This window comes from Inhella sp., from assembly GCF_027532025.1.
In the GTDB taxonomy this organism is placed as follows: Bacteria; Pseudomonadota; Gammaproteobacteria; order Burkholderiales; family Burkholderiaceae_C; genus Inhella.
Window position 1 is genome coordinate 23550 of sequence record NZ_JAPZSY010000022.1, and the last position, 14988, is coordinate 38537.

Below are 14988 nucleotides of genomic sequence, written 5' to 3' on the forward strand. Positions count from 1 at the left end.
AGTCGCCGTTCAGGCGCCCGGCCATTGGTGCCAGGCCTCGGCCACCTCGCGCAGGCGGCGGCGGCCGATGGGCAGGCGCTGGCCACCGCGCAGCACGGCGGCCGGTGCGGTGCTGCGCAAGTCGAGCTTTTCCACATGGGCCCAGGCCACCCAGACCGAGCGGTGAATCTGCGCGCCCGAAATGCCGCGCGCGGCCAGCTCGGCCATGGCGGTGCCCAGTCCGTGCAACAGCAGGTGTTCGCCCCGCGTGGTCACCACCCGCAGGTAGTGCTGCTGGGATTCCAGGTGGACGATGTCCCGCCCCAGGCGAGCGGGCAACTGCGCCAGCAATCCGGTGCCCTTGGCCAAGCTTGGACCCGCGGGCGGTGCCGGGGGTGTTGGCGGTGTTGAGAGGTCGGGGGCGACGTCGGGCGCGGGTGCAGGGTCGGGGGCGACGCCGAGGTCGGGTGCGGGGTCGGGTGTTCGGTCGGGCTTGGGCGCCGGGGGTCCACCCGGCTCAGGGGCCGTGGGCTGCAGGGCCTCTGGCTGGCGCGTGCGCCACAACACCCATTGGTTCATCGCCATCCACAGCAGCGCGGTGCGGGGTGGCACGTGCAGCCACTCCTCCGACACCTCGCGCCACCAAGCCTCGGCCGTGTGGGGCAGCGGGGCGCTGCCGGGTTCGTCCAGATCAACCACCCCGAGCGCCATCTCCAGAGCGACCGACCACGGCACCAGCACCGCTCCGGCCACCGCTCCAGCCAGGGCGAGCAGGGCCCAGCCGGGCCAGCGCCGAAGGGCTGCGCGCTCGAACAACCAACCGCTGACGACCCACGCCAAGGCCATGCCGGGCGCGATGTGCGCCGCCTGGAACGCTGCCTGTTGCCACCAGGGCAGGCCGACGGCGCTGGCGGGCTCGATCAGCGTGAGCGTGAGCACCAACAGGGCACCGGCGCAGGCCAGTTGCGCCGCCGGTGACAACGGCCGCGCCTGCGCAGGACTGCCGTTCGTGAATTGGATCCACCGTTGGTGAATGTGACTGATCGGTCGTCTCATGAACTGAATAGTATCAACTCCAGCCGCCGAAGGGGCGGCAGCCTTTTCGTCAACCCCTTGCCTTTGGAACCCTCATGAACATCAACGCCATCAAAGTCACCCTCGTCTGGGCCGCCGTCGTCGCTTCGAGCGCCGTCCAGGCCAACCCCGACGCCGCCCCTCGTTGGTACGCCACCGGATCGGTGGGGTACTCGCTGTTGAGCGACCCGAGTGCCACCTACACCCCATCCGGCGGCTCGGCGGCGCGGGGCAAGCTCAAACTCGGCGGTGGCCTCATGACCGGCGGCAGTTTGGGCTGGTACCTGCGCCCCGACCTGCGCCTGGAAGCCGACTACACCTACCGCAGCAACGAATTGCGGTCCACCACGGTGGCCGGCCTGAGCGCACAACAAAGCGATGCCGACTACGCGTCGGTGATCATCACCGCCAACCTGCTGAAGGACTTTGAAGGCTGGAGCACGTCCTGGGCACGGTTCAAGCCCTACGTGGGCGCAGGCATTGGCGTGGCTCAAGAGATCGACAGCGACCTGACTCTGGGCGGCGTGAAGCGCGAGTTCTCGGGGAATCGGGCGGCCTGGCAATTGCTGGCAGGCGTGCAGTGGCAGTACCAAAGCCCGTGGTTTGCGGGTGTCGGCCTGAAGTACGTCAACGCCGGCACGCCCCGCCTGAAGGGCTCCAGCGCCGGCACCGGGGACCTCCAAGCCACCTACAAGGGCTTGGGCGTTGACGTCCGCCTGGGCTACCGCTTTTGAGGGCGAGCCCGCGCAGCGACGACCCGGCCCCCGCGGTCGGCGTTGCGCTGCGGCGGCGCCAGCCTGGAGAATGGCGCTCCGTTCCCGGGAGGTTCGACCCAGCATGGGCCCCATCACCAGCCGCGAGCAACGCGCTCACGACCGTCGTCCTTTGCGCATCCAGGTGCAGTTGTTGCTTCCTGGCCGGCCCCCGTTGGTCATGCGCACGACCGACATCAGCGTCTCCGGCGTGGGCCTGCTGTCCGCCACCGCCCCGCCCGACGGTTTGCGGGTGGTGCTGCGCATTCCCATGCCCAACCGCCGGGCGCCGACGACGCCCCCCACCGTCTTCGACGTGCAGGCGCAGGTGCGGCATAGCGTGTTCAGCAGCCGCGAGGACGCCTATCGCGTCGGCATGCAGTTCCTGCAGCCCAGCGACCCGCTCTTGGTGGCCATCGGGAACTACATCGCGGGTTGAGCGCGTCGGCCTCTTCAACCCCCCGCAACCCTTCCCGCAGCCCAGGAGCCGCTAACCAAAGAACGCATACGCGATGAAGATCGCAGCGATCAGGGCCACCAAGTCGGCGAACAGCCCGCAGGCCAGCGCGTAGCGCGTGTTCTTGATGTTGACGCTGCCGAAGTACACGGCCAGCACGTAGAAGGTGGTCTCGGTGCTGCCCTGGATGATGCAGGCCAGCGTGCCTTGGAAGGTGCCCACGCCGTAGGTGGTCATCACGTCGACCATGAGGCCCCGGGCGCCGCTGCCGGATAGGGGGCGCATCAGGCCCACGGGCAGGGCGGCCACCCAGTCGGTGGGCAGGCCGATGGCGGCCACGGCCGAGCCGACGGCGCTGACGATGTAGTCCATGCCCCCCGTGGTGCGAAACACGGAGATGGCCACCAAGATGGCGATCAGGTACGGAATGATGGTGATGGCCACCTGAAAGCCGTCCTTGGCACCGTCCACAAAGGCCTCGTAGACGTTGATCCGCCGGATGGCGCCCACGGCCACGAAGAGCGCAATGATGCTGAAGATGATCAGGCTGCCGATCAGCCCGATGGTGCGGGCCATCTCGTCGGCCGGCAGGCCCGAGACCCAGGCGTAGAGCCCGCCCATCAGGCCGCCAAAGCCGAAGACGAAGATCGCGATCGGCCCGTTCACCAGCGAGATGCGCTGCACCCGCGCGACCACAAACAAGCCGGCGCAGAACGAGACGAAAGTGGCAATGAGCGTGGGCAGGAAGATGTCCGCCGCGTTGAAGCCCACCAAGCCCTGGCTGGCCGCCATGCTCTGACGGATGGCGATCACCGAGGTCGGGATCAGGGTCACACCGGCGGTGTTCAGCACCAAGAACATGATCATCGGGTTGCTGGCCACCTCCTTGTTGGGGTTGATCTCCTGCAACTCCTTCATGGCCTTCAAGCCCAAGGGCGTGGCGGCGTTGTCCAGGCCCAGCATGTTGGCGCTGAAGTTCATCACCATGCTGCCGCTGGCCGGGTGTGCGGGCGGGATGTCCGGGAAGATGCGCCGAAACAGCGGGTCCAGCGCGCGGGCGAACATGGCGATCATCCCGGCCCGCTCGCCGATCTTCATGATGCCCAGCCACAGGCTCATCACCCCCACGAGGCCGAGCGAGATGTCGAAGCCAGTCTTGGCGGTGTCGAAGAGGCCGGTGAGGATCTTGGTGAAGATCTGCACATCGCCCTGCATCAGCTTGAAGAGCGCGACGACAAATCCGACCAGGATGAAGGCGACCCAGATTGCGTTGAGAACCATGGCGAGCGACTTTAGGCGCGTCGCCGCTCAGCGCGCATGACAGGAGTGGTGCCACCCATGACCAGACGCCAGATCGGCTGCCAGCGCGTCAGGCTCCAACAACCGGGCGCGCCAGCCGATGGGCGAAGGTCTCTTCGATCAACCCGACCGCTGAGGCCACGCCGTCTTCGCCGGCAAGGCGAGCACCCAAGGCCTGCGCGTTGTGACGCATCGGCTCGGACTGCGTGACTTGACGCAGCGCCGCTGCCAGCTTGGCCACGGTGGCCGATCGGCGGGCGATGGGCGGTCCGGCCACGCCCAGGCGCTGCAGCTCGCGTCCCCACAGCTCTTGCTCGGCCGTGTAGGCCAGCACCACCGAGGGCACCCCGGCCCGCAGCGCCGCTTGCGAGGTGCCGGCGCCCCCGTGATGCAGCACGGCGGCGCAGCGCGGGAACACGCTGGCGTGCGGCGCTGCGCTGACGAAGTGCAGTTGGCCGTCGTTGGCGCATCCCGACGGAACGCCCGAGGGCGCTTGAACGATGGCCCGCACCGAAGCGGCACGCGAGGCTTCGGCCAAGAGCGCCAGGGTTTGCGCTTCTTGGCTGCCGGACATCATGCTGCCCAGGGTCAGGTACACCGGCGGGGCGCCGGCTGACAAAAAGTCTTGCAGTGGCTCGGGCACGCTGCCTTCAGCGACGGAGTCGGGGGTGTCCAGCGCACCGCAGATGCGGACATGCGCCGGCCAGTCCGGGCGCGGCGTGCACAAGACCGGGCTGCAGGCCAGCAAGGTCAGGTCGGGCGAGGCCCACACGGTGTCGATCACGTCGCGCGCCGGGGGCAAGCCCTGCTGGGCGCGCAAGCGGTCTGCGTACCTTTTGAAGTCCCGGTTCAAGACCCAACGAGCCAGGCGCCAGGCCAAGCGGTTGCTGAAGGCGCCCCAGTTGGGAACGCCCAGCGGCGGCTGGAAGGCCGAGGGCACGGCGCCGTGCGCCAGGGCCACGCTCACGCAGGGGCGGCCCTGCTTCTCGGCTGCGATGGCCACGGTGTGCAGGATGTAGTGCCCGATGACCAGATCGTTGTTGGCGCACAGCCGCTCGGAGGCCTGGTACATCTCGGCCTCGACCGGCAGCAAGAGCCGCTCGATGACCCAACGCATCTGCTTGCTGGTGTTGCGCTCGGCCACGAGGGCCGCCCCCCAGCGCTCAAGCGCAGCGCGATCGGGCTCCACGGGTGAGGCGACCACTTCCAGCGCGTAGGGCAAGCTGGCTTGCAAGGCGGCGTAGCGGTCGCTGTCCACGCAGGTGACGACGAGGGTGACCTCGTGGCCCGCGGCGTGCAAGCCGTTGGCCAGTGCCACGAAGGGGCGGATGTCGCCATGGCTGCCCCAGGTTTGAAGGCCGATCTTCATGGGGAGGCAGTATGGAGCGACGCATCGGGAGCGGCTGCCTGAAAGCCAAGCCGCCCAAGTCTGAGTGCGCTCTCGAAGGCGCGCGCAGACCCATCCACCGGATCCCGAAACGCCAAGTGCCGCGCCAGCAGCTGCAAAGGCCGCGCGAAGTCGTCCGGCCCCTCAGGCTGCAGCACCGGGTACACCCGGTCGCCCACGATGGGCAGGCCCAGCGCTGCCAACTGCGCGCGCAGCTGGTGCTTGCGCCCGGTGACGGGCGTGAGGCGCAGCAAGGCCAAGGGTTGGCCCGGCGCGGCGCCGGGCACGGTGGCGGGGTCGAGCGCGGCGGGGCCTTGCAGCAGCTCCACCAGGGTTTCGGCGTTGGGCTCGCCAGGCACCACCTGCATCTGATGAAAGGCCGCCCCGTCGCCGCGCGGTTCCTCTAAACGGTGGCGTGCGGTGAACGGGAAGCGCAAGTGGTCGCGCCAAAGCACCACGGCCTCGTACACCTTGTGCACCTGCCGCTCGCGCCACAGGGCTTGGTAGGCGGCGCGGCTGGCGGGGTCGGCCGAGAAGGCGAGCACGCCGGCGGTGTCACGGTCCACGCGGTGCAGGGGGCTCAAATCGCGCAGGCCCAGCTGCTGCTGCAGGCGCACCAGCACGGTTTCTTGCAGGTGGCGGCCGCTGGGCGTCACGGCCAGGAAGGGCGGCTTGTTCACCACCACCAGGCGCGCGCACTGGTGCAGCACCACCACCTCGAAGGGCACGCGGGGCTCGGGCTCAGCGGGGCGGCGCCAGTACCAAAGCAAGGTGCCCGCGGGGCAGGGCGTGGCGGCCTGCACCGGCTGGCCAGCGGCGTTCAGCACGGCCTGCTGCTGCAGGCGCTCGGGCCAGTCGGTGGCGTGCAGGAAGCGCGCTTGCAGGAAGGCCAACACGGTGCCCGGCTCGCCGGGGCGCACGCGCACGCGGCTGGGGTTGACACCGTCGCGCGGGGGCGGCATCGATCCTGCGGTGGCGACTTCTTGGGGCATGAACCAACGTCTGTTCGGGCTGAGGTATCGAAGCCCTGCGCTGGCCTTCGACACCTCAGGCCGAACGGGAGAACTTCAGCAAGTCTGCTTCAACCGGCCTCATCCAGCCGCTTCGCGCGGGCCAGGCGCCAGGCCTCGTCGGGCAGGGCGGGGTCGAACACGGCCTCGGCCGCGGTGCCGGTCTCTTGCAGGCGGGCGTCCAGGGCGATGCGCTTGTCGAACACGAAGCACTCGCCCTCCCAGTCGCGTTCAGCATCTGGCAGGGTTTGGAGGTGGTTCAGGATGCCGCCGTCCAGCTGGAACACGGTGAGCCCGAGGCTGCGCATCCAAGGCGCCGTCTTGTCGCAGCGCACGCCGCCGGTGCAGTACATGGCCACGGGGCGCTGCGCGGCACGCCAGGCGGGCGCGTGGGCCTCGACGTAGGCCACGAAGTCGCGGAAGTGCTGCACGCCGGGGTCCACCGCGCCGCGAAAGCGGCCCAGGCGCCACTCGAAGTGGTTGCGGTTGTCCAGCAGCACCACGTCGTCGCGCGCCATCAGTTCGCGCCAGGCCTGCGGGCTGAGGTGGCTGGCGTCGTGCTCGTCGGGCGCCGGCAGGTCGGCCGCAGCGGGCAGGTCCAGCGCCACGATCTCGGGCTTCACGCTGACCTTCAAGCGCCCAAAGGGCGGCGTGACGCAGGTGCTGCGCTTGAAGCGCAGCGGGCGGGCGGCGTCGCTCAAGCTGCCGCTGGCTTGCAGCGCGGTTTCGAAGGCCTGCACTGCCTCGGGCGCGCCAGCCACGGCGCCGTTGATGCCTTCGGGCGCCAGCACGATCAGGCCCGTCAGGCCCTGTGCCATGGCGCGCACCTCGCCGGCCAGGGCCAAGGGGTCGGCCACGGGCCAAAAGCGGTAGAAGCTGCTGTGCAGCAAGGGGGTGGACATGCCGACATTGTCCGGGCCGGCCCCGCGGCCGGCGCCCCGGGGGTCAGCGTGCGGCGGGGGCGTGCTCGCGTTGGGCCACGCGCCAGCTGCCTTGTTGCGCGATGTCGGTCAGGCGCTCGCGCCGCGTTGGCAGCGCGTCGCACGAGGCCACCTTGGTGGCGGCGCCCATGTCGAGCATGTGGAACTCGGTGGCATTGAAGTTCCCGAGCGCCATCGCCTCGGCGGTGCGCGCGGGCCACGGGCCCTCGCCACCGGCGTTGAGGCCTTTGGCGATGGCCAGGCCTTGGGCCACGTCCATCAAGTCCGCCTGAGGCTGGCGCCATAGGAGGTCGGCCCCGTGCAGGCAAGCTTGGCGGTGCAGCTGCCGCGCCGCTTCGGGCGCGCAGGCGTCGACGATCCGACCGGGCGCAATTCCGAGCCGAATGTTGAGCTGGGCGATGAAGGTCATGGCCACGTCCAGCTCCAGGCCCGGCGGCAGCTCGCGCGCCAGCGGCAGCAAGGCCAGCTGCAGGTCGCGTTGGTACGAGCGCAGGTACTTCGCTCGGGACACGCCCGCCCACTGCGCCTCGCTCAGCGTCACCGGCCCCAGCCCCGGGGGCAGCCAGGCCAGCAGGTTGTCGGGCTCGATGAGCGACCAACGGTTCATCGGCACGGCGCGGCAGTCGCCGCGTATCCAGCAAGCGCGATCGTGACGTTGCCACAGGCTCAGCACGTAGGGGTCCGTGGTGGTGGCGGCCAGCTGCCGGAAGGCGGCTACCGCGGCCTCGCTCCAGCCTGCCGCGTGCTCAACCCGCAGGTAAAGCGCCGTGGCCAAGCTGCGCGGGTCGCCCTGGCGTTCCAGGCGTTCGACCCACGCGGCGAGCATGCGCTGGCGCACGGCGGTCTGGGCCTGGGTGGTGGGCAGCGCGAGCAAGGCGTTCACCACGCGGTTCATCGCCTGCGGATCGCCGGTGCTCACGGCCCCGCCCTCGCCCTGGAACACCGACGCTTGCGACTGCCGGTGCGCCTGCATGCCGTGCGTGCACCACTGGGCCTCGATCTGCGCGAGTTGCCTGGCGCTGAGGCCCGCGGGTGCGGCGCCGCTGGGGGCGCCGCCCAGCGCCGGCGAAGCCGCTGGAACCGGGGCCGAAGCGGCGGGCTGGGGCAAGGTCGGCGCGCTGGCGCCCGTGGCTGCGACCACGGAATGCTGCGCCGGCATGGGGTCCCCGCCCCCGCTCCGCCACAGCCCGCCCCCAGCCAACAGGGCCAGGGCCAGCAGCAGTCCTCCCACCGCCCAACGCCGGGCGGTCTTCTTCTTGGGGTCGTTCATGCGGTCATTTTAGGAAGCGCCCTCGCGCGGCCACTGCCGCAAGCCCACCGCGATGCGGGGGGTGGGCGGCCTTGCGTAGGCTTCTCCCCCCATGCCCCGCATCGCCCTCCTCACCCAGCACGGCAAGGCCCAGGCCTTGCAGCCCTTGGCCGATCGCCTGGGCCTGGAACTGGTGCTGGCCACGGGCAAGAACACCGACGACTTGGGCACCTTCACGCGCGAGCGCGAGCGGGTGGGCTCGCAGCTGGAGGCGGCGCTGACCAAGGCGCGCTGGGCCTGCGAGCTGACGGGCGCGCGCTATGGCTTGGGCAGCGAGGGCAGCTTCGGGCCCGACCCGCATCTGGGCATGGTGCCCTGGGGCGTGGAGATCGTGGCTTGGTGGGACGCCGAGCGCGGCCATGCGGTGCACGGCGTGGCCCAGGGCGGGGCGACGAACTTTCGGCACCGCTCGGTGGATTCGGAGGCGGCACTTCGTGCTTTCGCTGAAGAAGCGGGATTCCCCTTGCACGGGCTGGTGATTGGCCGGCCCCAGGAGCCCTGGTTCGACAAGGACGCGGCCGATTGGGCCGGCTTGTTCGAGCGGGCCGCGCCGGCCTGGGCCACGGGGGAGCTTTGGGTGGAGACCGACATGCGCGCGCACCGCAACCCCACGCGCATGCGCATGATCGAGGCCGCTGGCTGGGCGCTGGCGGAGCGTTTGGCCGTGGTGTGTCCGGCTTGCCAGGCTCCCGGCTTTGGCCCGGTGCGCAGCCTGCCTGGGGCCCGTTGCGAAGGCTGTGGCCTGCCCACGCCTGCGGCTCGGGCCGAGGTGCTGGCCTGCGGCGCTTGCGCCCACGCGCTGCAGCGGCCGTTGCGCGAGACGGTGTCGCCAGCGCGTTGCGCATACTGCAATCCCTGAGCGGACGATCCCGGTCTTAGAGCCCGCAACCCAATCGGGGGGCGGGAAATTCCCGCCCCGTTTTAGGGGTGTGGAAACCCGCGTTGTGGCGCCGGCGTCACCCATCGGTCACACCGTTTCGCTAACGTGCGCGGTTTCGTCAAAAGCCAAGCTGGAGTTCGTCATGCGCGGGGTGTTTTCCAAGTGGGCCGGGGGCCTGGTGGTGTCGATGGTGGTGGTGTCGGCGCCGGCGGCTTGGGCGCAGACCGCGCTGACCAAGGGCGTCACCGTCAGCAGTATTTCGGGCGCCAAGGGCAGCACGAGGGACTACAGCCTGGTGGTGCCAGCTGGCGCCACCGGCTTGAGCTTCAAGCTCAGCGGCGGCACGGGCGACGCCGACTTGTATGTGCGCCGCGGCGCCATCGCCACCAGCAGCACGAACGATTGCGCCTCCACGGGCTCCACCAACGCCGAGACCTGCAGTTTTTCCAGCCCAACGGCAGCCACGTATTTCGTGCGCGTGCAGGGCTACAGCAGCTACAGCGGAGCCAGTTTGCTGGCCAACTACACGGCCGGCAGCACTCCGGCTCCCACGGTGACCCTGCAAAACGGCGTGGCCGTGGGGGGCCAGGGGGCTGCGCAAGGCGCTTGGCTGCGCTACACGATCACCGTTCCGGCGGGCGCCACGAACCTGTCCATCAGCAGCAGCGGCGGCACGGGCGCGGCCGACCTGTACGTGCGCGCAGGCACTGCGCCTTCGCTCACGGTGTACGACTGCCGACCCCTGGTGACGGGCAACAACGAAACCTGCACCTTCGCCCAGCCTCAGGCCACCACGTATCACATCGGCCTTTACGGTTTCCAGGCGTTCTCGGGCGTGACGATCAAGGCGCAGTACACGGCGCCCAGCCAGCCCCCGGGCGGCGGCGGGGCCACGTGGTCGGGTTTCGAGAGCTATTACGTGCAGGCCATCGGCAAGACCGGTGTGGCCTTGCGCTCCGCCCTGAACCAAGCCGCGGCCCGCGGCCATGTGCGCAAGACCTACACCGAGGTGTGGGACATCCTCAAGTACACCGATGAAGACCCGGCCAATACGGCCAACGTGATCCTGATCTACACCGGCCGTTCCCAAGCCAAAACCTACAACGCTTCGGTCAACTCCAGCGACCAAGACGCCTGGAACCGCGAACACGTGTGGCCCAAGAGCCGCGGTTTCCCCGATGAAGCCCAGTGGGGCTACACGGACATCCACCACCTGCGCCCGGCCGATGTGTCGGTGAACAGCACGCGGGGCAACAAGGACTTCGACTGGGGTGGCACCGCCATCGGCGAGGCCCCAGGCAATTTCACCGATGCCGACAGCTTCGAGCCGCGTGCCGCCGTGAAGGGCGACATCGCCCGCATGATGTTCTACATGGCCATTCGCTACGAGGGCAGCGACGCGACCGGTGTGCCCAACTTGGAGTTGGCCGAAACCACCGGCACCACGGGCGCCGTTCTGGGCAAGCGCTGCGCGCTGATGACCTGGCACCGCCAAGACCCGGTGAGCGCTGACGAGATTCGCCGCCACGCCCGCATCGTCGAGCGCCAGGGCAACCGCAACCCCTTCGTCGATTACCCGGCCTGGGCCGAAGAGTTGTTCGGCGCCGGCTGCCCCTGACCGAGGGCGGCGACACTGTGCCAATGAGCACGGTGCCCACGCCCTTCGCCTTGCGCGGCGACTACATCACCCTGGAAGCCCTGATCAAGGCCAGCGACCTCGCTGGCTTGGGTCAACTGGCCCGCGCCGTCATTGCCGATGGCGCTGTCACCGTGGACGGCGAGGTGGAGCAGCGCCGCGGGCGCAAGCTGCGAGGGGGCGAGCTGGTGCGCTTGCGTGGCGCCGTCGTGCGGGTGGAGCCCGCAGGCGCCTTGTAGGGCCTTTTGACCCGACGGGAAGTCACGCTGGCTTGCCGCGGTGTGAATGGGCCCTGGTCAGTAAAGCCGTCCGACCAGCGAGCCACCCAGGCTGCGCTGCAAGCTGCCCGCGGCGTCCCACGTCCACTCTTCCTCGCCATCTTCGAGCGCGTCCAGCAAGGTGTTGGCCGCGTCGTGCAGCGGCGCCCAGGGGTCGCAAGCCGAGTTGACGCCGGGTTGGGCGCACAACACCCTCACGCCGTCGCCGCGCGCTTCGCTGTGCAAGCGAAGCGACTGCGCAAACGCCTGCAAGCCCGCTTGAGCCGCCTGCTGCACGGGGCTGGTGCTGTGCGGGCCCCGCGCCCATGGCGCGGGCGTGAGCGCCACGATACCGGCCCGGCGCTGCGCCGCGGATTGCCGCAATGCCGGCCACAGCGCCTGCGTCAGCGCGATCGGGGCCAGCAGGTTCAGGTCCAGTTCGTCGGCCAGCGGGGCCTCGTCGGCGGTGCCCGGGGCGCCAAAGTCGCGCGGGGCTTTGAGTCCGGCGTGGTGGATGACGGCGTCCAGTGGCACGCCGGCCAGCGCCTGGAGCAGGTCGCGCCGCTCGGCTGGGTCGATCAAGTCGCAGGCCAACCAACGCGCCTCGGGCAGGGCCCGGCGTGCGGCCGCCAGCCGGGCCTCGTCCGTGCCCGTGGCCGTGACGGCCGCGCCGCGGGCCAGCAGGGCTTTCACCAGCGCCCGGCCCAGGCCCCGGGTGCCGCCGGTCACCAGCACGTGCAGGCCGCGCCATGTCAAGCCTGGCTGCCAAGCCAGGGGGCCGCCGGGGTGGGTGAGCCAGTCGGGGCGGAAAGCGGTGTGCAGGGCGGTGACGGTCATGGTGGCTTCCCGTAAAACATTGGGTTCATGAAATATACCGCGCAGTATTTGAAAATACCAAGCGGTTTTGCCCTTGCCGACTTTGTGGCCTCTTCCTGAAGTTTCAATACTCTTTGAAACTTTAGAAACAATGCGGAGGTCACCCGCCCGAGCGCCCTCATGACCGCTCCTGACCCTGCCGCCGCCCCCTCTCCCGCCCCCATGAGCCCGCTGGTGCACGCCTTCGTCAGCCACTTCGGCGAGATGGGCAGCCACTGGGGCATCAACCGCACCGTGGGCCAGATTTACGCGCTGATCTTCGTATCGCCGGTGCCCATCCATGCCGACGACATCGCCGCCACGCTGAGCTTCAGCCGCGGCAACGTGAGCATGGGCCTGAAAGAGCTGCAGGCCTGGCGCCTGGTGCGCCTGAAACACCTGCCGGGCGACCGCCGCGAGTACTTCGAGGCCCCGAGCGACGCCTGGGAGGTGTTCCGCACGCTGGCCGAAGAGCGCCGCCGCCGCGAAATCGAGCCCACGCTGAGCATGCTGCGCAACGCCTTGCTGGAAACGCCCACCAGCGAAGCCGACCGCATCGCCCAGGAGCGCATGCGCGGCATGCACGACCTGATCGACCTGATGAGCACCTGGTTCGACGACGTGCAGCGCCTGGACCCGGCCACGCTGGCCAAGCTGATGAAGATGGGCGCCAGGATCCAGAAGCTGCTGGAGCTGACCGGCGCCATCAAAGTCCGCGCTGCTGACGAGGAGCTCGGCCATGGTTGACCCCAGCGCCCTGCTGCTGGCCCGCGCGCAGTTCGCGGCCAACATCAGCTTCCACATCCTGGCGCCCACGCTGACCATCGCCCTGGGCTGGACCCTGCTCTTCCTGCGCTGGCGCTGGCTGCGCACGCAAGACACCGCCTGGCTGGCCGCCTACCGCTTCTGGACCAAGGTCTTCGCGCTGACCTTTGCGCTGGGCGTGGTCAGCGGCATCACCATGAGCTTCCAGTTCGGCACCAACTGGCCAGGCTTCATGGAGCGCGTGGGCAACATCGCCGGGCCGCTGCTGGGCTACGAGGTGCTGACGGCCTTCTTCTTGGAAGCCAGCTTCCTCGGGATCATGCTGTTCGGCCACGGCCGGGTCAGCGAGCGCGTGCACCTGCTGGCCACCTTCCTGGTGGCCTTCGGCACCACGCTGAGCGCCTTCTGGATCCTGAGCCTGAACAGCTGGATGCACACGCCTGCGGGCTTCCGCATCGAGAACGGCGAGTTCTTCGTGACGAGCTGGTTCGAGGTCGTCTTCAACCCCAGCTTCCCCTACCGCCTGGCGCACATGCTGCTGGCCTCGGGCCTGACCGTGGCCTTCTTGCTGGCGGGACTCAGCGCCTGGCAGACCCTGCGCGGCCACGCCAACGCCAGCACGCCCAAGGTCATGCGCGTGGGCCTGACCCTGGGCGCCGTGTTGATCCCCATCCAAATCTTCGTGGGCGACCTGCACGGCCTGAACACGCTCAAGCACCAGCCCGCCAAAGTGGCCGCGATGGAAGGCGTGTGGGAGACCGAGCGCGGCGCACCGCTGCTGCTGTTCGCCTGGCCCGACGAGGCCGCCCGCACCAACCACTTCGAGATCGGCATCCCCAAGCTCGCCAGCTTGATCCTGACGCACGAGCTGGACGGCGAAATCAAAGGCCTGAATGAATTCGAGGGCGCGCACCCGCCCGTCAAGCCCGTGTTCTTCGCCTTCCGCCTGATGGTGGGCACCGGCGTGCTGATGCTGTTGACCAGTTGGGGCGCGTGGTGGCTGCTGCGGCGCCGCGGCTGGGCGCCCGAACGGCTCCCGAAGAAGCTGCTGGGCTGGATGGCGCTGATGGGCTTCTCCGGTTGGGTGGCCACGCTGGCCGGCTGGTACGTGACCGAAATCGGCCGCCAGCCCTTCATGGTCTACGGGCAGCTGCGCATCGCCGAGCTGGCCTCCACCACGCCAAGCAGCCACATCGCGCTCACGCTGGCGGCCTACGTCACCGTGTACCTGGCGCTGATCGTGGCCTACGTGCACGTGCTGCGCCACCTGGCCAAGAAGCCCATCGACGAGCTGCTGCACGGCACCGGCGAGGCCCCGCGCGAGCCCAAGAGCCAAGAGGTGCTGGCATGACCCCGACCGACGGCCACTGGCTGCCCGTGGTGTTCGTCGCCCTGATGGGCGCGGCCATGCTGGCCTACGTGATCCTGGACGGCTTCGACCTCGGCGTGGGCCTGCTGCTGCCGCGGGGCCAAGGCGAGGCCGAGCAAGACCTGATGGTGGCCAGCATCGGCCCCTTCTGGGACGCCAACGAAACCTGGCTGGTGCTGGGCGTGGGCATCTTGCTCATCGCCTTCCCCAAGGCGCACGGCATCGTGCTCACCGCCCTGTACCTGCCGGTGGCGGCGATGCTCATCGGGCTCATCCTGCGCGGCGTGGCCTTCGACTTCCGCGTCAAGGCGCAGGCCAGCCACAAGCCGGCCTGGAACGCCGCCTTCGTCGCCGGCTCGGGCCTGGCCGCCGCGGCGCAAGGCTGGATGCTGGGCCGCTACATCACGGGCTTCGCCGAGGGCTGGGCGGCCACGGCCTTTGCCGCCGCCATCGCCGTGGCGCTGCCCGCCGCCTACGTGCTGCTGGGCGCCACCTGGCTGGTGATGAAGACCGAGGGCGCGCTGCAAGAACGCGCCATCGCCTGGGCCAAGCAGGCCTGGGCGCCGGTGGTGCTGGGCATCGGCGCCATCAGCGTGGCCACGCCCCTGGTCAGCACCACGGTGCGCGCGCGCTGGTTCGCCATGCCCGAGTTCATCGCCCTGCTGCCCATCCCGCTCATGACCCTGCTGGCCCTGGCCGGCCTGCGCGCCTTGCTCAACAGCCACCGCGTGCGCGGCAAGCTCTGCGCCGGGCCCTTCTTGCTGGCGGTGCTGGTGTTCCTGCTCAGCGGCCTGGGCCTGGCCTACAGCCTCTACCCCTACGTGGTGATGGACCGGCTCACGCTGTGGCAGGCCGCCAGCCACCCGGATTCGCTGAAGGTCATCCTCGTCGGCTGCGCCATCACCGTGCCCGCCATCGTGGGCTACACGGTGTTCGCCTACCGGGTGTTCTGGGGCAAGGCACAGCCGCTGAGTTACGGCTGACGCCTCAACGTCGCGCCGTTGGCAAGCGCCCCATG

Annotated in this window: 15 protein-coding genes; 8 read left to right on the forward strand and 7 right to left on the reverse strand. The window is 69.6% G+C overall.

What is annotated here, in order from left to right:
* Positions 1-9: 9 nt before the first annotated feature.
* Entirely contained in the window at positions 10-1035 is a 1026-nt protein-coding gene (locus tag O9335_RS04495) for a LytTR family DNA-binding domain-containing protein (protein ID WP_298384154.1), read from the reverse strand.
* 74 nt (positions 1036-1109) lie between these two features.
* Between O9335_RS04495 and O9335_RS04500 the strand changes: the two genes are divergently transcribed.
* On the forward strand, positions 1110-1787 hold the full coding sequence (locus O9335_RS04500; protein ID WP_298384157.1) for an outer membrane beta-barrel protein: 678 nt from the start codon (positions 1110-1112) through the stop codon (positions 1785-1787).
* A gap of 103 nt (positions 1788-1890) precedes the next feature.
* The gene (locus tag O9335_RS04505; protein ID WP_298384160.1) at positions 1891-2244 is read left to right on the forward strand and encodes a PilZ domain-containing protein; all 354 of its coding nucleotides are present in this window, start codon (positions 1891-1893) and stop codon (positions 2242-2244) included.
* A 51-nt stretch (positions 2245-2295) separates the two neighbouring features.
* On the opposite strand, the gene O9335_RS04510 is transcribed toward O9335_RS04505, so the two are convergent.
* The 5 genes from O9335_RS04510 to O9335_RS04530 all read right to left on the reverse strand — a co-directional run bounded on the left by O9335_RS04510 (position 2296) and on the right by O9335_RS04530 (position 8169).
* On the reverse strand, positions 2296-3543 hold the full coding sequence (locus O9335_RS04510; protein ID WP_298384163.1) for a nucleoside recognition domain-containing protein: 1248 nt from the start codon (positions 3541-3543) through the stop codon (positions 2296-2298).
* Positions 3544-3631: 88 nt separating this feature from the next.
* Positions 3632-4930 (reverse strand): glycosyltransferase, encoded by a 1299-nt coding sequence (locus O9335_RS04515; protein ID WP_298384167.1) that lies wholly within the window; start codon positions 4928-4930, stop codon positions 3632-3634.
* Positions 4927-5940: a pseudouridine synthase gene (locus O9335_RS04520; protein WP_298384170.1), complete on the reverse strand. Its 1014-nt coding sequence runs from the start codon at positions 5938-5940 to the stop codon at positions 4927-4929. Before O9335_RS04520 ends, O9335_RS04515 begins: the two co-directional genes overlap by 4 nt.
* 89 nt (positions 5941-6029) lie before the next feature.
* Positions 6030-6860 (reverse strand): rhodanese-like domain-containing protein, encoded by an 831-nt coding sequence (locus O9335_RS04525; RefSeq protein ID WP_298384172.1) that lies wholly within the window; start codon positions 6858-6860, stop codon positions 6030-6032.
* A gap of 43 nt (positions 6861-6903) precedes the next feature.
* On the reverse strand, positions 6904-8169 hold the full coding sequence (locus O9335_RS04530) for a hypothetical protein (RefSeq protein ID WP_298384174.1): 1266 nt from the start codon (positions 8167-8169) through the stop codon (positions 6904-6906).
* A gap of 91 nt (positions 8170-8260) precedes the next feature.
* On the opposite strand from O9335_RS04530, the gene O9335_RS04535 reads away from it, so the two are divergent.
* The 3 genes from O9335_RS04535 (at position 8261) to O9335_RS04545 (ending at position 10963) form a co-directional block, all read left to right on the forward strand.
* The gene (locus tag O9335_RS04535) at positions 8261-9067 is read left to right on the forward strand and encodes a DUF6671 family protein (RefSeq protein ID WP_298384176.1); all 807 of its coding nucleotides are present in this window, start codon (positions 8261-8263) and stop codon (positions 9065-9067) included.
* A gap of 163 nt (positions 9068-9230) precedes the next feature.
* A complete protein-coding gene (locus tag O9335_RS04540; protein WP_298384178.1) occupies positions 9231-10706 on the forward strand; it encodes an endonuclease in 1476 nt (491 codons plus the stop codon).
* 23 nt (positions 10707-10729) lie between these two features.
* Complete coding sequence (locus O9335_RS04545; protein WP_298384180.1) at positions 10730-10963, forward strand: RNA-binding S4 domain-containing protein; 234 nt, start codon at positions 10730-10732, stop codon at positions 10961-10963.
* A gap of 57 nt (positions 10964-11020) precedes the next feature.
* On the opposite strand, the gene O9335_RS04550 is transcribed toward O9335_RS04545, so the two are convergent.
* Positions 11021-11818 carry an SDR family NAD(P)-dependent oxidoreductase gene (locus O9335_RS04550; RefSeq protein WP_298384182.1) on the reverse strand — a complete coding sequence of 266 codons (798 nt, stop codon included), beginning with the start codon at positions 11816-11818 and terminating at the stop codon, positions 11021-11023.
* A 201-nt stretch (positions 11819-12019) separates the two neighbouring features.
* Here O9335_RS04550 and O9335_RS04555 point away from each other — a divergent pair, with 201 nt between their 5' ends.
* From O9335_RS04555 to O9335_RS04565, 3 genes are read left to right on the forward strand one after another with little or no spacing between them, the layout of a single operon-like run.
* Positions 12020-12583, forward strand: a complete 564-nt coding sequence (locus O9335_RS04555; protein ID WP_298384227.1) for a GbsR/MarR family transcriptional regulator — start codon at positions 12020-12022, stop codon at positions 12581-12583.
* The gene (locus O9335_RS04560; RefSeq protein ID WP_298384185.1) at positions 12576-13952 is read left to right on the forward strand and encodes a cytochrome ubiquinol oxidase subunit I; all 1377 of its coding nucleotides are present in this window, start codon (positions 12576-12578) and stop codon (positions 13950-13952) included. The genes O9335_RS04555 and O9335_RS04560 overlap by 8 nt, the downstream gene beginning before the upstream one ends.
* Positions 13949-14953, forward strand: coding sequence for a cytochrome d ubiquinol oxidase subunit II (locus O9335_RS04565; RefSeq protein WP_298384187.1), 1005 nt, complete (start codon positions 13949-13951; stop codon positions 14951-14953). The genes O9335_RS04560 and O9335_RS04565 overlap by 4 nt, the downstream gene beginning before the upstream one ends.
* Positions 14954-14988: the final 35 nt, after the last annotated feature.